This is a genomic window from Clostridium brassicae, assembly GCF_026738875.1.
GTDB lineage: Bacteria > Bacillota > Clostridia > Clostridiales > Clostridiaceae > Clostridium_H > Clostridium_H brassicae.
Genome location: NZ_JAPQFJ010000011.1, coordinates 103,872 through 127,982, shown reverse-complemented (window position 1 = coordinate 127,982; position 24,111 = coordinate 103,872). Strand labels below are relative to the sequence as shown.

The window sequence follows — 24,111 nt, the reverse complement described above, 5'->3', positions numbered from 1 at the left end:
TTCTCTGATTCTGAAACACCTATAATCCATAAATATCAGAGAATTCTATGTCTATTCTATCTATTAAGTCCACTCCAGAATTATGATAATTGCTTACAGCAGCAGACTTAGAGTCTAATTTTTTAGCTGGTAGATTTATAATAAATTCAGTGAATTCGCCTTCTTGACTCTCTACTTTGATATCACCATTATGCAATTCCACTAATAACTTAACAATAGTTAGCCCAATACCACTTCCCTCACTATTTCTAGTGAAAGATTTATCTACCTGTCTAAAACGTTCAAAAATAAATTTTTGTTTATCTTTTGGTATTCCAACCCCCTCATCTCTTACTACTATATCCACAGAATCTCCTCTATCATATACATTTACAGATATTTTATCTCCATCATCTGTGAATTTTATAGCATTAGAAAGTAAATTTAACATTATTCTCTCAATATTAAAAGCATCACATGCCATCACTTTACTTTCTATATCTGATTTAAATTCTAGTACTCTGTTCTTATTTTTTACATACTCTAAAACAGAATATGTTATATCTCTAATTAGTTCTACTATGTCATTATTGTGTAAATTAATCTCAAAAGAATCACAATTTATCTTAGTTATGTCAACTATGTTGTTAACTAACTTAAGAAGTCTATAATTATTCTGTTTGATAATACTTGAATATTTTTCAAATTTTTCATTAGCTTCTGAAGTTAAGCTATTTTTTAAATATAAATTTAGCATTTGCAATGCACAGAAGGATAAATTTAATGGGGTTTTTAATTCATGGGATAAATTAGCCAAAAACTCTAGCTTTAATTTATTATACTCTAACTGTTCTCTCATCAAGTTATATTCAGTAACATCTACTCCACAGCCTAGTATTCCTTCTACATTTCCATCCTTATCTTTCAATATAACATGGTAGCAAGACATCATTCTTTTTTCACCTGTTTTAGTCAAAACAACTTTGTCCGAATATCTTACTAATTCCCCACTTATTATAGTTTGAAAGTCTTTTACTTCTTCTTTGTCAGTGTTTTGAACAATAAAATCGCTCCATTGCCTTCCAGCCATTTCTTCTTCAGTATAACCTAAAATCTCACAACCTTTTCTATTAACTAATGTAACTATGCCATTTTCATCTAAAACCCATATTGACACTTCTGCTATATCCAAATACTTTTGTAATTTATCTCTTTCCTCTTTTAATTCTAATGTACGTTCCTTTACTTTAGTATCTAATACTTCATTACTATGTTCTAATTCCTCATATAACTTAGCATTTTCAAGAGCAATAACTATTTGAGCAGAAAGTATCTCTAAAATCTTCAATCTATCTTTAGTAAAGGCTCCCTTTATAAGATTATTTTCTAGATAAATCATTCCCTTAAATTCTCTCTGATTAATTAAAGGATAGCATAAAATAGACTTAGGTTTGTTTTTAATAATATACTCATCTTGGGCAAATTCTGCTGAATCAACCGAGTTTTCTAAAATAACACTTCTACTTGTTCTACTTACATAATTTATAATACTTTTGGGGAGCTGCTCATATCCTTCAACACTTTTTTCTAAACCAACAATTATCTTCTCTTGTTGATTTTCCTTCTCACCTTTAATTATAAGTTTGTCTAATTCTTTAAGAATAAAAACTATTTTTTCAGCTCCTACATTCTGTACCACTATTTTAATTAATGTCTTTATTAAATCATCTAAAACAATTTCTTGTGAAATAGCCTGACTTGCTTTAACAATTGCTGCAATATCTACTAATTCCAATGTAGTTATTGTGGTTTGTTTTTCACCTACATTTCCTTCAAATTTTTCATGAAAAATTTCTAAATATTTATTCTGTAAATCTTTAACTTTAGCTTCTGCACCCCAACGTTTATAAGCAAAATATGCTTCTTTAAAATGTAATTTAGCATATCTATACTCGCCTTTGTTAAGCCAAAATTTTGTAGCTAATTCATTAGCTAAAGCCTCATCATTTATATATTTATTTTCTTTAGCTAGTGAAATTGCTTTGTTATAGTATCCTATAGCTTCTTCAGTTTTGCCTATTACTCTTAATCTTTCTGCTTCCACTAAATAGAACTTATGGAGAAAATTCATTGGAGCGTCTTCAGCCCATTTTTTCATTTTTACTTGATTTTCCGAAACTCTTGTTAAAATCTCTTCTTTCTCTTCATCTGAAACATCATTATATATAGCAAGTTTTACAAGAGAATCAAAGTAGTAATAAATAGCTACATCTATCCCACCAGCAATTCCAATCAAAACTTCTTCTGCTTTTCTACTAAATTCAATAGCATCATCATATCTCTGAAAATAATAACTTAACGTCATTTTACTAATAAAAGTAACGACCATTCGTGCTATATCGCCACTTTCTATAGTAGAAGCGATAATTTCATTTTCATCACATAGCTCTCCCACTAATTTTGAAGGCTCATTTGATTTACCTTGCATATTTAAAACAAACTGCCCAAAAACTCTTATCCAGCTTTCACATAAACTTTGTTTTATTCTTTGTACTCTTACTAGATTTGTTTTTACATCTTTTTCTAAAATCTCAAGTGGCTTTCCCCCATAAAAAGCATGTTTAACATAAAACATAGCTCCATATGCAGCATATTCAAAATCTCCATTTTCTATTCCTAACCAATATGCTTCTTCATTATATTTTAATGTTGCACTTACATGTTCTTTCCATTGTTGTATAGCAGTAGCATATATAGATAAAACCATTGGCTTATACTGCTTTAGATTTTCATTTTCTACTAATCTGCAACTAATATTGCCCAACTCATATGCAAAGTCTATCTGAATTCCCATTCCACAAAGTATCATACCATAAGATGCATAAGCTGCTGGTGTAAAAGGTGCATTTCCATGCTTTATGGAAAGCTCCATCATTTTGCATACAACTATTGGAGCTAACATAGGTGCAGTTTTATATGTTACAGATACACTTCCTGATAAAATCTGCATTGCTGCAAGCATTATTTCATCCTTCATTGGAGGAAGTTTTGCTAGATCTTCCACTTTCATACCTTCCATAGCAATTTTTACTTTAGCAAAAGCATTATTTACATCTTCTTCACTTGGCTTCCTTGGGACATCTATTCCCATTTCCTTTAATACTGATATACTCATATTTAAAGCTTCTTGTATTTTGAACTGTGCTTGATAAGCTTGTAATTTCACGTTGTATACATTAACTTTATCAACTATAGTTTTTGCATTATCTAAAACTATCTGTGCATACTGATCCATCTTTTCAAAATCACCAGTTAAATAAGCCATTTCTGTTGCTTCAGAATATAATTGTAGTGTTAATTCATAATGTTTCTCCCAAGCATTACTATCTAGCATTTCTATACCTATTTTTAAATAATTAAATGCTGTTTTATAAGCTGAAGAATTTTTTGATGCTATCCCTACTTTTAAATTTAAGTCGGCAAGCTTTATACGTTTTTCTTCATCAATAATTATAGATTTTCCCAAGTTAAGTTGTTCTACTACTTCAAATAAACTTTCCGTTTTCTCAGATTCTAAGTATCTTTTTAATAACAATTTTCCTATTTTTAAATGGGCTGATGGTTTAAATTCTTCAGGTATTAAAGTATAAACAGCTTGTTGTATACGATCATGAAGAAATCTAAATCTAATATTATCTTCTGATAATTCCTTACTATCATCTTTATTAATAGCTATCAAACCTTTTTTAACAGCTATCTGTAGTTCTTGCTGTACAATATCTAACGGCTTATCATTAATTAACGCAATTGTTTTTAAATCAAACTTATTTCCTATGCAAGCAGCATTTTTTAGTTCTTCTAATGTGGAAGTATCTAGTGTTTTTATCTTCTGTATTAGCAAATCTACTACATTTTGGGTTATATCCATTTTCTTTATTTGTTCTGTATTCCAACACCAATGCATTAAATTATAGTCGAACCAAACATACTTTTTATCATATAACACTTTTAAAAACTCTCTCATGAAAAAGCAGTTTCCTTGAGTTTTGTTGTATATATATTGTGACAACTCATTAAACAATATAGTATCTTCTCTTAGACTTGTTAAAGCTTCTTCAAGCAATTCTTTTACATCATCTTCTTTTAATGGCTTTAGTTGTAGAATATTAATACTCGCTTTATCTTTAATAAGTTCATCTTCTATAATTTTAACAGGATGATCTTCACCAACTTCATTGTCTCTATAAGCTCCAATAATTAATAGGTTTCCAATTGCTTCATTGTTCATCAACATTTTTATGAAGTTTAAACTTGCAGCATCTGCCCATTGTAAATCGTCAATAAACATAATAAATATGTGTTCTTTTTGAGCAATCACTCTTATAAAATTTTCAAAAACTAAATTAAATCTGTTTTGAGTTTCACTTGGTCCTAAGCGTGGAACAGGTTTTTGCTTTCCTATAATAAGTTCTAGAGAAGGGATAACATCTGTAATTACTTTCCCGTTATTTCCTACTGCATGTAATATTTTTTCACGCCACATTAATAGTTGGTTAGAAGACTCCATAAGCAATTTGTTTATAAATTTACTAAGAGCTTGTACAATAGCATTGTAAGGTACTTCTGATTGTATCTGTTCAAACTTACCTGATACAAAATAAGCAGATTTCTTTATAATATAATTTTGTATCTCATTTACTAAGGCAGTCTTACCTACCCCTGAGTAACCTTTAACTAATAATAATTCTTTTCCACCAGAACTAACTTTTTTAACAGAATTTAGTAATTGTTGGAGTTCTTTCTCCCTGCCATACAACTTTTCGGGGATTTGCAGCTCATCTGTAATATCTTGTTTGGCAATTTGAAATTCTTGAATTACTCTTTTGGTTTTTAAACTATTTTGACATATTTCTAAATCCTTCTTTAACCCAATTAAGGTTTGGTATCTGTCTTCTGGCATTTTAGCTATTAACTTCATTACAATATCTGATATTACTTTAGGAATATTCTCATTCACTTCAACTGGAGGTACAGCCTCTTTTGCAATATGTGCATAAATTAACTCTAATTTATCATCATTATTAAAAGGAACTTCTCCTGTTAGTAATTGATAAAAGCACACACCTAAAGAATAGTAATCTGAACGATAATCTATATCTCTACCTATTCTTCCTGTTTGTTCTGGTGATATATATTGAAATGTACCTTCTAACTTCCCAGGATCTGTTTTCTTTTCATTGTTTTCTATCATAAATATAGAAGTGCTAAAATCAATAATTTTTATTTCTCCATCATCATTAATCAAAATATTGTTAGGATTAATATCTAAATGAACAATCCCATTTTTATGAATTTCACCTAAAATATCAACAATTTGAATAGCTATTTTGAAAAATTGATTTAAGTCAACATCATTATTCTTAATTAATTTTTTAAGTGAATTCCCTTTAAAATATTCCTTAACTAAAACTGGCCTGCCTTCCCAATCCTCTAAAGCATATGTATTCTGTAGCCCCTTAACATAATTAACTTTTTGAGAAAGCTTGTACTCATTGTTTACTCTTTCTATATTTCTTAATGTTACTCTCTCTGAAGGAATCGTCTTAAGAATTACATTTTGTTTTTTTGCTTTGCTATAAGCACGATAAGTAAGTGTATCCTTTCCTTCATAAATCAACTTATCGATTTCGTATCCTTTGAGCTTCAAAGTTATTCCCCCTAACTCCTTTCGTAATTGAAACCTAATTTAGTGTTGATCCTATATTTAATTAATTTACCATAATATAATTATTTAATTAAATATTTCCTCAACAAACAATATTATACCAAATAGTGTATGGTTTTGGTATAATTTACATGAAAAATATACTTTTTTTGAAATATTTTGATAAAATTTGTGATCTTATATTGGGAAATTACCCAATGGTTAATTATTTTCATATATTAATATTCATAATCACTTAAAGGATATTTAAAATCATCTTTTATAAACATCAAAAAGCCGTACTGAATTTCTCCAATACGGTCATATATATTCGTTGACTTTAGTAGTGGAAGCAAGCCACACTTAACCACTTATAGTACTATTCTTTGTAACTATTTTAAGTTATGCTTTTCCATTTAATATCTCTCTATATTTATCATACATAATTATGATGTAATATCCGGGTTGTAATATAAAAACTCTGTAGAAAGATATCTATGGAGGATTAGGATGAATACCTTTTATATTTATTTATTAATATAATCTGTACAATCTTCAAACAAGAAATATAGCATATTTACACATTTTTCAATATATAAATTCATATCTTTTATTTCATCATCATATATAATCTTATGACATAAATCATCAATTAGGAAAAATGAATAATTAAAAAATATCTTTTCTTCCTCTATACCTTTAAAAGGTATAGATAAAAATCTAAAGATATCTGTTATATTTTCATTTCTACGTATTTCTTGTTTCTTTCTTATCATAGCTATATCCTCATCTAAAAGTGTTAACGCCTCCATTTCATGGTGAAAGGTCTTAGAAAAATCATGTCTTTTTATCATCATTTTTATAAATAGCCTAAAAAGCTCTTTTGCCTCTTCTTCATTATTAAGTTGTTTATCAACATTCTCTACCCAAAAATTATGGGTTGGATATATAAATTTTTCGTTAAGTCTTTCAATTACCCTAATATAGATATCCTTCTTATCTTCAAAATAGGCATATACAGAACCAGTAGCAACATCTGCTTCTTTAGCTATATCTGCTGTAGTGGTATTGTAATAACCTTTTTCATTGAATAACTTATAAGCTGCTTCTAATATTCTATTATATTTTTCTAAAGCTCTTTTTTGAGTTGGTATCCTTGTTTTTCTCTCCATTTTCATCACCTACTTTAATAATAAAAGATAAAAAAATAAAAGTCAACAAAACATGAAATTGATTTCATATATTGACATTTGAATTTTATCGGTATATTATATGAACATGAATTCAATTTCATATATTGATAATAATTCGGGAGGGTATCATGAATAAAAAACAAAAAATATTAGCATTTATATCTCTAGCAATAGCTTGCTTCTTAACAGTATTAGATTCAACTATAGTTAATGTATCTTTACCATCTATGGCTGATTACTTTAAAACTGATATAACAGGAATATCTTGGGTAAGTACAGCTTACTTAATCCCTTTCTCTGCTCTTTTAATAAATTTCTCAAAAATTGCAGATATTTATGGAAGAAAGAAACTATTTTTAATCGGTCTTATAGTCTTTGGTTCTTCATCAATACTTTGTGGACTTTCTACTTCTCTTTATATGATTATAATTTTTAGAATTATACAAGGTATAGGAGCTGCAATTCTTGCTCCATTATCTATCCCTTTAGGCATAGAATTATTCGGCAAAAATGCCATGTCAAAACTTGCTATTATAATTGGTATGACAATTTCTATAGCTGCAGCTTCTGGACCCGTTATAGGTGGCATCTTAAATGAGGCCTTTAACTTTAAGGCAATATTTTATGTAAATGTTCCTTTTATTATTATTTCTCTCTTCTTAGGAGTAAAATATGTTAGAGAATGTTATGACAGAACAATAGAAAAGAAAATAGATTTTATTGGTTCTATATTATTAGCCTATGGAATTGGGGCACTAACTTTTCTACTTGTTAAAGGAAATTACTATGGTTGGGTAAGTACAAAAATAGTTGTTTTAATGATAACTTCAGCAATATCAATTGTCACTTTTCTAGTATATGAAGCTAAATCAAAAAATCCGATGGTAGAATTTAAGCTATTCAAAATAAAAAGCTTTACTTCTTCTATAACTATAATTGGAGTAATATTCTTTGCCTATATGCCTATCTCTTATTTAATGAATTTCTATCTACAAAATCAATTAGGCTATACAATATTAAAATCTGGAACTATATTAGGTATAGTAAGCTGCATCTCTTTTATTATGTCTCCAATTTTTGGGATTATATCTAAAAAATATGGTGCTAGAGTTACTTCTCTATTAGCAGTAATTTTTGTATCGCTGGGTGATTTTATGTTTGTATTTATGAATAGTTCAAATAATGTAAAAATACTCTATAGTTCTTTTATTATAGTAGGACTTGGAATTGGCGCAACCTCCCCATTGTATCAAAGCGCTTTTGAAGAAATTTCAAAGGATAAAAATGGCATTGCTTCAGGTATACTAAATAGCTTTAGACAATTGACTGCATGCTTAGCTATAGCTTTAGTTTCAACCTTAAGCAGTTATTACACTAATCAAGCTATAGACAATACCAAAATCAAAATCATAGATACAGTCAATAAGAATACAGTACTTGAAGATCAAGTTAAATCTACCATATGCGATAAAATAAAAACTTCAAATACTAGCCAAAATACTTCCTTTTCAAAAGATATGGTTGATAAATTAATTCAAGCTGAGGAGAAAGCAGTATTAGCAAATGTTCCTGATAGTATGAGACCATCTGTAAAAGAAAAGTTTAATGTACAAGCAAAAGAGATATATACTATATTAGATGAAGCAACTTTAATAAAAAATGATGAAATCAATAAGGTTTATAATAAATGCTTTCTTTTCACAGCAATTATTGCACTCTTAGGATTAATAGCAGTACCTTTTAATAAAAAAAGTGAAACTAAATTAGAAAAAGTTAAAGCAGAAACAGTGATATAGATGAAAAATAATGAGTCTGTCAAGAATTTTGTGTAAACTTCCATAAAAATTTTAAAATTAAATTGTTTAAGAATAACTAGGTAAAAGTATTATTATTTTACACTCTCTCACAAGATTAGCACCTTTTCTTAATTAACGTTATTAATTTCATCCAATAGCCCTAAAACAAAATAAATGTTCTAAGAAAAGCTTAGTGTTGACGCACTAAGCTTTTCTTACTAGAATTCTTAGAAACTTGTTTCTTTAGAATTCTGTACTCCTCAGCTCACCTGAGTGAATTTCCTATTTATACTATATCAAATTTTTATAAAAAATAAACACCTATATTTTTTATTTAAAAACTCTAATTTCATCAAACTACAAATTTGAGCTTATCTACTATGTACAAACTTTAGTATTATTCCAACAGAAATTTTATCCTAGAATCATTTTTGACAAAATCAAGAGTTTTATCTTTTTTAATTGCCCCTTTTACTAATCGCTCATATTTATCTTTGTCCCAACTGTTGGTCACATTAAATTTCATATGCTTATATAGTTTTGACTTCAGGGAGTCATTCATGCTACTTGCTTCATTTACCATATTTATAATCATTTCTATAGCTTTTTCTTTATCCTGTTTTTCTCTTGCTAAAGATAAATCTAATTGATATTTATGGTATGCTCCAAGATCAAATACTTCAGTAACCTTTTTAGCACACTCTATGTATTCTTCTGCTTCAATAAGTTTCTTTTCTTTGTACAACAGATTTATTATTAAAGATAAAGTAGCAAATGCTTCATGAGCATTAATCCTTAATTTTTCTTCATAAATGCCATAAGCCTCATCAATTTTCCCGATATTTTCAAATAATAATGCCTGTTGAATTTTCTTATCCACCTCTATTTCTGGAATTTTATCTAATACTTCTTGAGCTTTTTTATACTCTCTTTTCTCCCTGTACATTGCAGATAAATCTAATTTTGCCATAGAAGCTGTCTTTTCTTTATTGCTTGCCGCTACAAGTTCAAGCCAAGTAATGATTTTTATTTTATATTTATCTTTTTCCTCAATTTGAGGCTGCAATAAATGTATTCTTAATACTGTTGATATCCAATATATCAACTCATCGCAACTTGGATATTGTTTAATCAAATCACTAGCCTTTTCAAAAGCCTTTTGGAATCCCTCTTTTGATGCCATTTCACCTACATCTTTTGTAAGATTTTTTACTTCTGCATCTGTTAATTCCTCATTAAACGCCAATAAGGTATTAACATCAATTTTTAGAATACGTGCAAGAGGTGCTAGCAGTGTTATATCTGGATATGATATTCCGTTTTCCCACTTATTTACTGCTGGTGCACTTATATTTAAATAGTTAGCAACTTGCTCTTGAGTAAGATTTTCCTTTTTTCTATAATTTCTAATGACCTCACTTATTCTCATAAATTTGACTCCTCCATTTATTTGTGCATTTAATTAACTTAGGCCTTTGTTAATTAAATGATATCAAAGCTATAAAATTTAAACAATTGAAGCATTTTCATCTTTTATTCATAAAAATTAACTATTAGTTAATTTAACTTTCCTAATAAAAATATTTACAATCTTACTTTGACACAGTATTTTCACTTAAAAAATAGCCTTAACCAATTACTATCAATGGCTAATACTATAAACCTCATTTACTTATGGTACGGTTCTCCGTATCGGTAGCAAGTGAGGTTTTATTAAATAATATTATTATCAATACCACTAAAAATTTTTTTACTGCAAAAGAAGAAGGAGTACCCTCTACATATGACTATTCTTCTTTACTTAGATAGTCTACTAAACTATAATTTAATTTTAGTTTTATTGTCTCTATTTCTCTTAGCGAAACAAATTATAAACATTTGTTAATAATTCAAGGAGTTCTTGGCGAACATCTTGTGTGCCTTACTAAGTAGTAAATGATAACACTTTTACTATATTCACATTATTCTTTGAAATTACATTTCTGATGAAAGAATTGCATATTCATAAGTATCTAACCAAATAGGTTTATTATGTTCATCTGTTTTAAAATATACATTTTGTAATAAGTGGCCTTCTCTTCTCATTTTTAGTCTTTCAAGTAACTTCCATGATGAATCATTTTTAGGACTACACATTGCAATAATACGTCTTGCATTAAGTTCTTTTATGGCATAGTTAATTATTGCTTTTGCACTTTCTGTTGCAAAACCTTGTTTTTGATACTTCTTATTAAATACATATCCAATTTCATACGTATCGAAATCTTGTTTTTGAAAAGATAAATTTCCTATAACCTTATTAGAATCTTTTAAACAAACTGCCCAAAAGATATCAGAATTAGCTCTTGCTACTGCTTCCTTTTTACTTTCTTCTTCTGTGTATACTCCATAAGGTTCCCAAAATACAACCTCTTCATCGCTTAAATATTCATACAAATCTTTCCAATCACTCTCTTGAAAACGTCTAATGATTAATCTGTTTGTTTCTAGTAATTTTTTCATATTCTACTCCTCCCATATATCAAAGTTATTATACCATCTATTACTTGTAAATTGTGGTGCTTTTGTTATTGTTTTAATCTTAAACTTGCGATAATCTTTTGAATCCATTTAGGGGATAAAAAATACTTTTCCGAAAGTTCTTTAATAGATAATCCATTTTTATACTCTCTATATATGCTTAAATTTCTTTCATATATTTCTTTTTTACACTCTGTTTTTTCTCCCCATGCTTTTTTATTACATTCTTTTCTTGGTATATAAATATATCCACCGTCAATGTAATCTTGAATTTTTATTATGCTACATTCCATTCTTACAATATAAGAAGCTGTCTCAAAATTTTTAAAATAACCTTGAGACAGCCCTATTATCCTTTTACAAATATTCTTCGTATTCTTTCTCTTCTTTTATCTGATTTACTAAATGTTTTAATTCTTGGTCCTTATTTTTGTCCATTACTAGAAGCACATCTCCTGCATCAACTATTATTAAATCCTTTATTCCAAACCCTATTATTAACTTATCTTTACTAAAAACAAAGCAATCTTCGCTTTCCTCTAGAAAAGTTTTTCCTAAAATATTATTTCCTCTAAATTCATTTAAAAATCTAGTCATAGATGAAAAGCTTCCTATATCATCCCATATAAATTCACATTTTATAGTATATGCTTTTCTTGTCTTTTGCATTATTCCAAAATCAACAGATATACCTTCTATCAAGTTATATTGTTCCTTTATTGTTTCTTCCTCATTTTCACTCCCTACATCTTTATATATTTCCATTAGGTTTTTATACATTTTAGGAAGATATTTCTCCATCTCTCTTAAGAATACATCTGCTCTCCATACAAACATTCCACTGTTCCAAAGGTAATTTCCATCGACTAAAAAGTCTTTTGCAACTTCTAAATTAGGTTTTTCTGTAAACCTCTCAACTTTATATGTTGGAATATCCCCCCCTACTCTATCCCCTATTTGAATGTACCCATAACCTGTTTCTGGTCTTGTAGGATTTACACCAATAGTTACAAGACCTCTTCTTCTTTCAGCTATTTGAATTGCCTGAGATATAGTATCTATAAATTTTTTGTTATTTTGTATATAATGATCTGAGGGGAGTACCAGCATAACAGCATCTTTATCTTTTTTTAAAAGTTTAACTGCTGAAAGACCTATACAAGTAGCGGTCTCTTTATAGACGATATAGGTAACTTTTAATGCTGCATTTTCACAATTTAAAATAACCAACTCTATATCATCTCTTTTAAATATTAAAGCTAAGTTACTTATTAAACTTATTTTACAATTATCTATGAAATTTATAGCATATTTCTATACTTTTTTCCTTAGTTATTTTATCTTCATGCACAATTATCTTATCTATTAAACTTTCAACCATGTATCTATCAATCTCTTGAAGACTTAATATTTTATCAATCTTGCTCTTATATATTTTGTATAAGTTATCCTTATTATCCTGTCTTTGTTCTAGTTTTAATAATTCTTCTTTACGTCTTAGAAGCGAATTCTGTTTTCGCTGAATTCTTTTCGTTATATTTTCAAAGTTTCTATCATTAATAACTCCATTTACTCTATCTGCATATATATTTTCAAATTGAATATCTAGTTTTCTAAGTTCTGTCTCAATTTGCTTAAATTCCTTTTTACAATTATTCTTTTTAGATACTATGTTTTTTGCCTCTTCATATAATTCATCTTTATTTACTTCATGCTGAACAATTTTTTTTAAATCTTCAATAAGTATTTCTTTAAGATAGTCTTCTTTAATTGAATGAGAAGTACACCTTCCCCCTCCCCTCTGACTATTACTACATTTATATCCCTTATATCTTTTATTGTAGGACATAGAACCATCACATTCATTACATTTAAGAACAGTGGAAAATATATGTTTTGCATTTCCCTTGTATCTATATCCCTTAGAACGTCTTTTTATTTCTTTCTGTACTTCATAAAACTTATCTTTACTTATTATTCCTTTAAATTCTCCACCATATATCCATTCTTCTTTAGATACTTTAACTATTTTTTTTAATTTATAACTTACTCTCTTATATTGCCCCTGAACCATTATTCCCCCATATTTAGGATTCATAAGTATGGATTGAATAGTATTATTAGTCCATCTTCCAAACTTAGCTTTAGGAAAATTATTTAATTTTGCTGATGGTGGGAGTATGTTTTTCTTATTAAGATATGTTGCAATCCTCCCAAACCCCCAGCCTTGTAGATACAAATCATATATTAGTTTTACAACTTCTGTTGTTTCATCATTAGAAGGAACTAATTTTTTAGTTTTAATATTTCCTTCAAAATCATCTACAATTTTATAACCATAAGGTGGCTTACTTGCAATACTTGAACCTCTTATCATTCTCTGCTTAAGCCCATCTCTTGTTCTTCTTGAACAATCTTTTATATACATTTCGTTTAGAATATTTTTAAAAGGTACAATATCATTTACTTCTTCTAGAGTATCTACATTATCCAGTACAGATATAAATCTTACATTATTAACTTTAAAATAGTCTTCAATATAATATCCTGCAACCACATAATTTCTTGCAAATCTAGATAAATCTCTAGTTAAAATCATATTGATTTTACCTTTTTCAATATCCTCTTTCATTCTTATAAAACTATCTCTTTGAAAATTTGAACCTGAAAATCCTTGATCTTTATAAATTTCAATAAGATTATAAATCGAACCTTTATCATTTTTACTCTTTTCCAATATCCATTTTTTCAAACTTTGTACCTGAACAGGGATTGATTCTTGCTGATCTTTTTTATCTGTAGAAACTCTAGCATATATAGCTACATTCCATATTTCTCTCAAACCATTCACCTCTTATTTTTTTCTTGGTAAATGATCGTTGTAGAATTATCTTTTCCGTAACAGATTTTATTCATATTTTCTTCAAAAAAATAGGCAGAAAGCTTTTTTAAAATAATTTTCTTTATAAGTTTATCAAAGGATTCATCTCCATAATAAAATTTCACTTTAATATTTTCTTTAGACACAAAAAAGCCTCCAGAATATTGTTATACAATATTAATATGCTGGAGGCTTAATTATAATGTAGTATTACAGTATATATTATTTTTTAGGAATCCAACTATTTACTAGTTTCTCATTCTTTTTCATCCACTCTTTTGCAACATCTAAAGCGTCTTTATCGCTGTTATCTTTTATATCTCCCATAAGACTTCCTAATTGCTTATCATCCATTTTAAAGTTCTTTAAAAACTGAGCAACTTCAGGCATTTCTTTTTCAAAACCTTTTCTAGCAATTGTATCAATATGTTCAGCTTCTCCAAAAACACCTTTCGGATCTTCTAAAAACTTAAGATCCCAACGAGCAAATTTCCAATGTGGTTTCCATCCTGTTACAACAATAGGTTTTTTAGCATCCTCTGCTTTCTTAAGCATTGTAGTCATTGTAGCTCCACTACCCTCAAGAATTTCTAATTTTAATCCATACTCTTTTACAGCCTTATTTGCGGCCTTCATTATTCCAGCACCTGGATCTATTCCTATTATCTTTCCAGATAACTCATCTTTAATTCCATTTAAATCCTCTATACTCTTTATATTCATATATTTAGGAACTACTAATCCTATTTTTGCATTTTCAAAATTTGGTCCTAAATTCTCTAGTTTATCTTTATATTTTTCCATATAGTCTTTATGCGTTACAGGAAGCCATCCATCTAGGAATACATCCATATCACCATTAGCTAGTGAAGTAAATACCATTCCAGCTTCTCCTTGTTTCTTTTCAACATCATATCCCATTTTTTCTTCTAATACTGCTTCCACTAAGTTAGTCATGGCTATTCCTTCTGCCCAGTTAACATACCCTAAATTTACTTTCCCTTTGCTTTCCTTTTTATCTGAATTCGTCTGCGCTGCTTTATTTCCACATCCAGCTAATATTCCTACTGCCAACACACCAGCAAATACTAGTGACATAACTTGCCTTAACTTTTTATTCATTATTTTCCCTCCTTATTAATACTTAGCCTTACCTAATTGTTGTGTAATTCGGTCTAAAACCATTGCCAATATTACAACAGCAAGTCCACTTTCAAATCCTGAACCTACCTGCATTTGTGTTATTCCATTGTATACTTCTCTACCTAAACCACCTGCACCTATCATAGCTGAGATAACAACCATTGAAAGTGAAAGCATTATAGTTTGGTTAACTCCTGCTAATATAGTTGGTAACGCAATTGGTAGCTGTACCTTATATAACATTTGATTCTTTGTAGAACCAAATGATTTGGCAGCTTCTATAACATCTTCTGGAACTTGTCTAATACCTAAGTTAGTAAGTCTAACTGCCGGTGGCATTGAGAAAATTACTGTAGCTATAGCTCCAGGAACTTTACCCATTCCAAAAAACAATACAGCAGGAATTAAATATACAAAGGCTGGCATTGTTTGCATAAAATCAAGTATTGGTCTTAAAATCTTATTAACTTTATCACTTCTAGCTGCCCAAATTCCAAGTGGTATTCCTATAATTAAAGAAATAAGTGCAGAAATTAAAATAAGTGATAATGTCTTCATAGTTTGAGGCCATAATTCCATAGAATCAATAAATAATAATCCTATTAGAGTAAAAATAGCCGTTTTCTTACCAGCAAGTTTAAGCGCAATTAAAGCAAATGCTATTATTATCACTATGCTGGGTACCGCTAAAAGTCCTGTTTCTAAGCCGTTTATAAGAGTTTTATTAATTAACTTTATAAAATCAAAGAAAGGAGAAATATTATCTTTTAGCCAATCGATTATAAATTCAATATAGGGTCCTATATGTAGTGTAGTCATACTCATCCTCCTATCCAGCAATCCCAGCAATTATTGTAGATCTCTTTATAATGCCAAGAATTGTATTTTCTTTATCTGTAACTACAATTGGATATTTTGTATCCACAGCTATGGATAATAATTCTCCAATCGGTACATCCTCTGATGTATTAGGAACTTCTTTTATAATAATATCATTTATATTTCTAACATCTTTTTTAGAAAGTTTTATTGCATCATCAATTGTTATAATTCCTTTTAATTTTCTATCCTTATCTGTTACATAAATACTAGAAATTCCTTCTTCTTTCATTAATCTTACAGCTGTTTTAGGTCCATCTTTCTCAAGAATTATAGCTTTTGCATTTTCCATAATAGTTGATGCTGTAATAACCTTTGTTCTATCTACATCTTGTACAAATTTTCTTACGTATTCACCAGATGGATTAGTTAATATGTCCTCAGGAGTTCCTATCTGTTCTACTACTCCATCTTTCATTATTGCTATTCTATCTCCAAGTCTTAAAGCTTCATCTAAATCGTGAGTTATAAATATAATTGTTTTTCTCATTTTTGATTGAAGTTGAAGCATTTCTTCTTGCATCTCTTTACGAATTAAAGGATCTAATGCACTAAAAGCTTCATCCATCAGTAATACTTCAGGATCTGTAGCTAATGCCCTAGCTAGTCCAACCCTTTGTTTCATTCCTCCACTTAATTCACTAGGCATGCTTTCCTCATATCCTTTAAGTCCTACTAATTCTAAAGCTTTATATGCTTTCTCCTTTCTTACCTTACTGTCTATTCCCTGAATTTCTAATCCATACTCTACATTGCTGCAAATAGTTCTATGGGGAAACAATGCAAAATTTTGAAATACCATAGCTATTTTTTTTCGTCTGATTTCACGAAGCTTTTGTTCATCACTCTTTAATATATCTTCTCCATCAATTAATATTTCTCCACTAGTGGGATTAATAAGCCTGTTTAAACACCTTATTAATGTGGATTTTCCACTTCCGGACAAACCCATAACTACAAAAAATTCTCCCTCATTTACTTTAAAACTAACATTGTTGACTCCCACAGAGTTACCTGTTTTTTTGTATATTTCATCTTTAGTCATTCCTTTTTCCAAAATGGGAATAATTTTTTTTGGATTTCGTCCAAAAATTTTATACAAATTATTTATTTCTATTTCTGCCATACTTACCTCCACAAACTGCATTTTCTTCCTTAGCACTTAAAATTAAGAGCCGTTCCAACAACCTTAATAATTCAATAAAGTTGTATCTAATAACAACCTTAATTTATCATATAAATTGTTACTTTGTCAAATACATGGGATAATTTTTGTACAAAAATCTTAACAATAAACTCTCTCTACTTTATTACAAAAAACCTATATCGTCTACAACGGGGTCTCTTTATTGGCAGGTTCCATAAATATATTATCTCTGCTTATTTCTGGCAACTCCTCTGAAATTTTATCTATATAATCTCTATTTGTAACTACACATATATTTTCTTTATTAACTAAAGGCATTATTCTATCTACAGTATTTCTTAAAAAGCTCTTATCATTTATAACCTTTAGAAACTGCTTTGGATTTTTATCACGCGATAAAGGGAATAATCTTGTCCCTTTTCCACCGGCTAATATTAGTGCATATATCACCCAGATACACTCCATCTTAATTGTTTATACTCTATATTATGTACAGCGTGTTTCATAGGTGAATAGTATTTTATTTAATTTTCAATAGTTGGATTTTTAATATCTATATATATATCCTGAAATTGCTTTGATAAATATGCTATTAACTTACTCATTCTTCTTTTTTGGTACTAAAGGTCATCTTCGTGAATTATTTAGTGAAGATGGAACAATTAAAAATGAAAATAAATCATAACAAAAAACCAGCAATGTCTTTGCTGGTTTTTATACTATCTAATTAGATTGTCTTTTAAACCTTGGTATTCCAAGAATTATTGATAATGCTCCAAATACAATCATCAAAATAGAATATATACTATAAGGCATCAATTGAACTGGAGATATTTTAGCTAACCCGGCTGCAACAAGTAGTTGTCCCCCGTAAGGAACTAAACCTTGAAATGCAGATGAGAATATATCAAGTATACTTGCCGTTCTCCTTGGGTCAATATCATACTCCTCTGATATGTCCTTAGCTAAAGGACCAGCAGTTACTATTGAAATAGTGTTGTTTGCTGTTGCTAAATCTATCAAACTAGCAAGTGCTGCAATTCCTGCTTCCGCACCTTTTTTACTTTTAACTCTAGAAGTTACTTTATCAAGTAAGAATCCTATTCCACCATAATATTTCATTAATTCTATTATACCGCCAATAACAATAGCTATTAAACTTAAATCTTGCATCCATCCAAAACCACGTTGAATAAAACCAAATAATTGTACAACATTAAATGAACCAAGTGCTAATCCTAAAACTGAACCAGTCAAAATACCTACTGCTAATACTACCATTACATTAAATCCAATTAAAGCACATATAATTATTGATACATATGGTAATACTTTTAATAAAGAATATGCTCCAACTTTAATACTAGCATTACCTATTGGAATACAAGCCAATATTATTAAAGTAACAATAACCGCTGGTAAAACAATTAAACCATTCATTTTAAACTTATCTTTAAGTTCTACTCCTTGAGTTCTTGTAGCTGCTATTGTAGTATCAGATACAAATGAAAGATTATCTCCAAACATTGCACCACCTACTACTGTTCCAACGATCAATGGTAATGCAATACCTGTTTGTTGAGACATTCCAACTGCTATTGGTGTAAGAGCTGTAATCGTTCCCATTGAAGTTCCCATAGCAAAAGAAATTATACAACCAATAATAAATACTCCAGGTAAAATTGCCTTAGTTGGCAAAATACTTAAACCTAAATTTACAGTGGATTCAACCGAACCCATTGCGTTTGCTACAGAATAGAATGCACCAGCCAATATAAATATTACTACCATGAGTATAATAGTAGATTCCCCTCCACCACGAGAGAAAATTTCTATTTTTTCATCTAAAGATAGTTTTTCTCCTTTTCTATTGAGACATAAAGAATATGCTAGTACAAACATAAATCCAACAAGTATAGGCATATTAGTAAAACTTTTAGTAATTGCACCTGTTGACATAAATATAACTAAAAATACAATCAATGGAGTTAGCCCTAAAAAACTCTTGTACTCTTCATCTTTGTGTTGTTTTTTCATAAACAATTCCTCCTAAAGTTAAAATTATTTTTATTAATTAAAAATATTTTGATAGAAATTTATTACCCTACTAAAAGCAATACTTGTTTAATCATTGAATCTGTTTACGTTTACAGTACTATTTGAAATACCCTATACTTTTATGAATAATAATCTCCACATATTTATAACAACTTATAATTTTTTGTTTTTAGTCATCCAATTAATTCTTGTTATTAGTTACATTTACTATACTTTTGTAGTGTTTCTATAAAATCTTTTCCTGATATATATTTATTCCTATTTAAAATAAATTCTTTACCTGATAAAATTAATATTTTTTCTATTTCAACTCTTTTTTCTTCATCCTCAATACTAGTGATATCTTGAACTTTAGCATCTCCAACAATACGCCTTATCATCTCTAATCCTACACTTCCAGCGGTATCTTCTAGCACACCTCTAAGGTACCAGCTGTCAAATCCTTCACTTTTAGCTAACAAATCCGTAACTTCTTTTCTAAACTTTTTAATAAATTTATCTTTGAACATATCTACAATGTCAATAATGCTTTGCTCTATACTTGACAAATAACTTGCTCTTTCATCTTCGTTTTGAATAGTAGCATATCCATGTCCCCATGCCAAAAATAGATTAGCTATTACATTTCCAACATCATATCCTATAGGTCCATAAAATGCGAATTCCGGGTCAATAACTTTTATATCGCTTTCATTAATGAATATAGAACCAGTATGAAGGTCTCCGTGCAATAGTGCTTGTGCATTGTTCATAAAATTAAATTTTAACTTTCCAACTTCAAGTCTTAACTTCTTATCATCATAAAGATTCTTTTGTACAAAGTCCTCCATTGAATTAAGAACAACATTTTCTCCTGAAAAATTGCCAAATGGATCTGTAAAAACTAGTTGCTCACTTATATCACATAAATCTGGATTTATATGTCTTTTTACCAATTTCTTTTTCTCCTTATGATTTAAAATAACATCAGTTGTTGGCAATAACGTATTTACCATAAATGTTGTTATATTATCTGCAAAATGAGAAAACGTTTTATTTTCTAACAAAGCGGTACGCATAATTGTATATTGAGAAAGGTCTTCCATAGCATAACAATTCATAATTTCATCATACATATATATTTTTGGGGCAAATCCAGGACAATATTTATTGTAAAGTTGCAATATCTTGCATTCAAGAATGTTTCTATCAATATTTAACTTTCTTCCTGATTTTGCTCTAGTATCTTCAGAAGAATGTTTTAAAATTAATGACTTACTAGATTTTGTGTCAACAATTTTAAATACGTAATTTAAATTTCCATCACCTATTTCTTTGCACTTTAAGCTTGTTGTATCGTCAAAGAAATCTAGCTTTTCTTTTACATATTCAAGCACATCTTTCTCTTCCATTAAAAAGTACTCATCAAAACGACTTGATCCTTCCTTAGAATCTAAAGTATTCTTTTTATAACTTTTTTCCTCATTCATAATTTTTCCCTCCATTTGAAAATTATTAGTTATTTAAACCCTTTTACATCCCCTACTAATATCTTTTCATGAATACAGCTCACCCTTGAATTAGCAACCTTAGCTACTCCTTCTTACATTCATCCGATGACTACCTACTCTAATACTCCTATCTTCTTAAAAGTGGGAGTAAAGAGCGGCTACGTCACTGGATAACGATTCTAAATCTTCAGATGAAAAATTCTCTCTGAATCTAAGAACCCTGTTTATTCATAATACTTCTTTAAATTATATGGAGAATAAATTCCTTTATCTGTAACAATTCCTGAAATTAATTTAGGTGGAGTTATATCAAATGAAGGATAGAATCCTTTAACTCCCTCCATAGTAGTTTTCACTCCCATAGCTTGTGTTACAAAATCTCCATCTCTTTCCTCGATCTTAACAGAATCAATGTCTTCATGTTCTTTGTTAGGTATACCTGTAGTAAAATAAGGTATTCCCCAATAATGAGCTGCTAAAGCCATTTGGAATGTACCTATTTTATTCACAACATGCCCATCCATTGTTATAGCATCTGCTGCCGAAGTAAACAAATCCACATTCTTTAACTTCATTACATAACCTGGCATATTATCAGTTATTACAGTAACATCAATCCCCATATCTCTTACTACACTAGCTGTTAAACGAGCCCCTTGAAAATATGGTCTAGTCTCTGCACAAATGACTTTGATATTATTATTATTTTCCTTGCAAAGTCTCATTAACATACCAATAACTGTTTCCCCAAAACATTGTGTCATGATTGTTCCATCTTTAGGTACTTTTTCATATAAATATTTAGCTACCTTCTCATATCTTTGATATTTTTTATTGGCCTCATCAATTGCAACTTCAAATACAGTTTGAACCGCATTTTTGCGATTATCAACAACCTCAAGAGCGGTCTTATAACACCTTTCTACAGCTTTTATCATATTTGCAACTGTAGTTGGTCTAGAATGACATAGTGTATGCGCGGCTTTGTTAATAAAATCTATATACTGATCATTTGGTAAATCCTTTGCCTCATGAACAGCTAAAACCATTCCCATATTTACTGCAATATAAGGTCCTCCACTTTGAGTTACCATATCAGCTAAAGCCTTAGAAACTTCAACATGAGTTTGACACTCTACAAATTTTGTTTCTAAAGGATATATCCTCCTATCCAAAATACGAACTTTTCCATTTTCATACCATGCTACATTTTCATATTGTAATATAAATGCTAATCCTTTATCAGCTCTAAACATTTACTACACCTCTTTTTTTAATATTACTGCAACTCAACCCTTGTTATTTTATAAAGTTTCGTATAATTATATTAAGAATTTCTCATAGCATCTATTTCTTTTTCAGAAAGAACTTTTACATCTCCAGCATTTTTAGCAATGTGATATATTTTTGCAGCATCTTCAAGATAAATTGATGATATAAAAGCTTTATCAATAGTTTCTCCAATTGCTAAAGTTCCATGATTGCTCAATAAACATGCCTTTCTATCTTTTAAAACTTTTAATGCTTCAATTCCGACACTATCTGTTCCTGGCATTCCAAATTTTGCAACGGGAACATCTCCTCCAATAAATGGTACCATCTCAATTAGAATTACTGGTATAGATTCTCTACATACAGCAAAACCTGTTGCATATGGAGAATGTGTATGCAAAACACACTTAATATCTTGTCTTTCTTTAAAAATCTGTGCATGCATCCTCCACTCCGAAGAAGGTTGATTGTGCCCTTCAACAATTGTTCCATCAAGTTTTAATACAACTAAATCTTCTAAAGTCATTGTTTCATAAGGTATGCTTGATGGAGTTATAATCATAGCGTCCCTCTCATCATCATAAACACTTACATTTCCACTTGTCCCAGCTACAAGTCCTAATTTATAACTTTCTTTTGCCGTTTCTAATAATGCTTCTTTTAATTCTTTTGAATTCATATATTGTCTCTAGTGAGATTTTGTATCTATTACAAAACTCTCACTAAAGTCCACCTCCTTTCATTACGTGCACTTTTAGTGTCCAATTAGTTATATAATAAATCTTACTTATTTTTATCTTCTAAACTGATAATTTTAAAATCTCAACTATATCATTTTTTCCTATTCTTTTAAATCTACCTACATATTCTGAATCACCTACAGCTTTTTGTGCCATTTCTTCAAATTTATCCACAGGAACCCCAGCTTCAGTTAAAGTAGTATTTAATCCTAATGACTTGAAAAAATCTTCTAAACAAGCTATTCCTTTATTAGCTACTAATTGTTTATCGTTTTCACATTTAACTCCAAAGACTCTTGTAGCTAACTGTACAAATCTATCTATATTTTCATTCTTAACATATTTCATCCATGCTGGGAAAACTATAGCCATCCCTGCACCATGAGTTATATCGTAAAGGGCACTTATTTCATGTTCTATTCTATGAGAACCCCAGTCTGAAGTTCTTCCAGCATCCAACATACCATTATGAGATACTGTTGCTAACCACATAATTTCTGAACAATAATCATAATTTTTAGGTTCTTTCTTTATATTAGGTGCAACTTCTAAAAGTGCTTTCATTGCACCCTCTAACAAATGATCACTAAGAATTGAACTTTTTGTAGTAGTAAAATACCTTTCAAATAAATGAGATAAAATATCAGCTATTCCACAAGACATGAGGTAGGGTGGTATTGTATAACACATTTCAGGATTTAAAATAGAAAATTCAGGAACTATCAATTCACAATCTATACCAAATTTTAAATTTCCTTTTTCATTAGTAATGATACTACTCTCTGACATTTCTGAACCTGAGCCTGGAATTGTGAGAATTGTACCAACCTTTAGAGCTGACTTAGGGCTTGCTTTACCACAATAAAAGTCCCAGACGTCCCCATCATACTTTGTTCCTAAAGCAATAGCTTTAGAAGAATCAATAGAACTGCCTCCTCCAATAGCTAGTACAAAATCAATGTTTTCTTCCTTACAAATCTTAATACCTTTATAAACTAATGATAATCTCGGATTCGGAACAACACCGTCTAAAACAACATATTCCACACCGCTTTTTTCAAGTGACTGAATAACTCTATCAAGAATACCAAACTCTTTTAGATATTCTCCACCATAGTGAATTAATACCTTGCGACTATGTTTTGCTACATGTTCACCTACAGTATCTTCAGCACCTTTTCCAAAAATAATTTTGGTAGCACTTTTAAATTTAAAATCTTCCATTACTAATTACCACCTTTCCCCCATATCTCGTATAGCTTAATGCTAAACGGTCTATATTTTTATTGCATAACTAGATCTTAACAAT

The 24,111-nt window shown here is 29.5% G+C and carries 18 protein-coding genes; 1 reads left to right on the top strand and 17 read right to left on the bottom strand.

Annotation, left to right across the window (positions count from 1 at the left end):
- Positions 1-19: 19 nt before the first annotated feature.
- Together OW729_RS11705 and OW729_RS11700 are read right to left on the bottom strand one after the other, a co-directional pair.
- On the bottom strand, positions 20-5,686 hold the full coding sequence (locus OW729_RS11705) for an AAA family ATPase (RefSeq protein WP_268061694.1): 5,667 nt from the start codon (positions 5,684-5,686) through the stop codon (positions 20-22).
- 524 nt (positions 5,687-6,210) lie between these two features.
- Entirely contained in the window at positions 6,211-6,855 is a 645-nt protein-coding gene (locus OW729_RS11700) for a TetR/AcrR family transcriptional regulator (RefSeq protein WP_268061693.1), read from the bottom strand.
- A gap of 149 nt (positions 6,856-7,004) precedes the next feature.
- Here OW729_RS11700 and OW729_RS11695 point away from each other — a divergent pair, with 149 nt between their 5' ends.
- Positions 7,005-8,672 carry a DHA2 family efflux MFS transporter permease subunit gene (locus OW729_RS11695; protein ID WP_268061692.1) on the top strand — a complete coding sequence of 556 codons (1,668 nt, stop codon included), beginning with the start codon at positions 7,005-7,007 and terminating at the stop codon, positions 8,670-8,672.
- Positions 8,673-9,069: 397 nt separating this feature from the next.
- Here OW729_RS11695 and OW729_RS11690 read toward each other — a convergent pair whose 3' ends face one another.
- From OW729_RS11690 to OW729_RS11620, 15 genes are all read right to left on the bottom strand, one after another.
- The gene (locus OW729_RS11690) at positions 9,070-10,101 is read right to left on the bottom strand and encodes a helix-turn-helix domain-containing protein (protein ID WP_268061691.1); all 1,032 of its coding nucleotides are present in this window, start codon (positions 10,099-10,101) and stop codon (positions 9,070-9,072) included.
- Between the two features lie 545 nt (positions 10,102-10,646).
- Positions 10,647-11,174, bottom strand: a complete 528-nt coding sequence (locus OW729_RS11685; RefSeq protein ID WP_268061690.1) for a GNAT family N-acetyltransferase — start codon at positions 11,172-11,174, stop codon at positions 10,647-10,649.
- Positions 11,175-11,239: 65 nt separating this feature from the next.
- On the bottom strand, positions 11,240-11,485 hold the full coding sequence (locus OW729_RS11680) for a CD3324 family protein (RefSeq protein WP_268061689.1): 246 nt from the start codon (positions 11,483-11,485) through the stop codon (positions 11,240-11,242).
- A 64-nt stretch (positions 11,486-11,549) separates the two neighbouring features.
- Positions 11,550-12,422, bottom strand: coding sequence for a mannose-1-phosphate guanylyltransferase (locus OW729_RS11675; RefSeq protein WP_268061688.1), 873 nt, complete (start codon positions 12,420-12,422; stop codon positions 11,550-11,552).
- A gap of 58 nt (positions 12,423-12,480) precedes the next feature.
- Positions 12,481-14,043, bottom strand: coding sequence for a recombinase family protein (locus OW729_RS11670; RefSeq protein WP_326498374.1), 1,563 nt, complete (start codon positions 14,041-14,043; stop codon positions 12,481-12,483).
- Positions 14,040-14,219, bottom strand: coding sequence for a hypothetical protein (locus OW729_RS11665; RefSeq protein WP_268061686.1), 180 nt, complete (start codon positions 14,217-14,219; stop codon positions 14,040-14,042). Before OW729_RS11665 ends, OW729_RS11670 begins: the two co-directional genes overlap by 4 nt.
- Before the next feature lie 76 nt (positions 14,220-14,295).
- Positions 14,296-15,195 carry a glycine betaine ABC transporter substrate-binding protein gene (locus OW729_RS11660; RefSeq protein ID WP_268061685.1) on the bottom strand — a complete coding sequence of 300 codons (900 nt, stop codon included), beginning with the start codon at positions 15,193-15,195 and terminating at the stop codon, positions 14,296-14,298.
- A gap of 15 nt (positions 15,196-15,210) precedes the next feature.
- Positions 15,211-16,035, bottom strand: coding sequence for an ABC transporter permease (locus OW729_RS11655; RefSeq protein WP_268061684.1), 825 nt, complete (start codon positions 16,033-16,035; stop codon positions 15,211-15,213).
- Between the two features lie 10 nt (positions 16,036-16,045).
- On the bottom strand, positions 16,046-17,221 hold the full coding sequence (locus tag OW729_RS11650; RefSeq protein ID WP_268061683.1) for a quaternary amine ABC transporter ATP-binding protein: 1,176 nt from the start codon (positions 17,219-17,221) through the stop codon (positions 16,046-16,048).
- Positions 17,222-17,425: 204 nt separating this feature from the next.
- On the bottom strand, positions 17,426-17,692 hold the full coding sequence (locus OW729_RS11645; protein WP_268061682.1) for a sugar phosphate nucleotidyltransferase: 267 nt from the start codon (positions 17,690-17,692) through the stop codon (positions 17,426-17,428).
- Between the two features lie 273 nt (positions 17,693-17,965).
- Positions 17,966-19,279 (bottom strand): Na+/H+ antiporter NhaC family protein, encoded by a 1,314-nt coding sequence (locus OW729_RS11640; RefSeq protein ID WP_268061681.1) that lies wholly within the window; start codon positions 19,277-19,279, stop codon positions 17,966-17,968.
- A gap of 215 nt (positions 19,280-19,494) precedes the next feature.
- Complete coding sequence (gene mtnK, locus OW729_RS11635) at positions 19,495-20,769, bottom strand: S-methyl-5-thioribose kinase (RefSeq protein ID WP_268061680.1); 1,275 nt, start codon at positions 20,767-20,769, stop codon at positions 19,495-19,497.
- 245 nt (positions 20,770-21,014) lie between these two features.
- Positions 21,015-22,046 carry an S-methyl-5-thioribose-1-phosphate isomerase gene (locus OW729_RS11630; RefSeq protein ID WP_268061679.1) on the bottom strand — a complete coding sequence of 344 codons (1,032 nt, stop codon included), beginning with the start codon at positions 22,044-22,046 and terminating at the stop codon, positions 21,015-21,017.
- A 71-nt stretch (positions 22,047-22,117) separates the two neighbouring features.
- Positions 22,118-22,741, bottom strand: a complete 624-nt coding sequence (locus OW729_RS11625) for a class II aldolase/adducin family protein (protein WP_268061678.1) — start codon at positions 22,739-22,741, stop codon at positions 22,118-22,120.
- Between the two features lie 121 nt (positions 22,742-22,862).
- Positions 22,863-24,026, bottom strand: coding sequence for an iron-containing alcohol dehydrogenase (locus OW729_RS11620; RefSeq protein ID WP_268061677.1), 1,164 nt, complete (start codon positions 24,024-24,026; stop codon positions 22,863-22,865).
- Between the last annotated feature and the right edge of the window lie 85 nt (positions 24,027-24,111).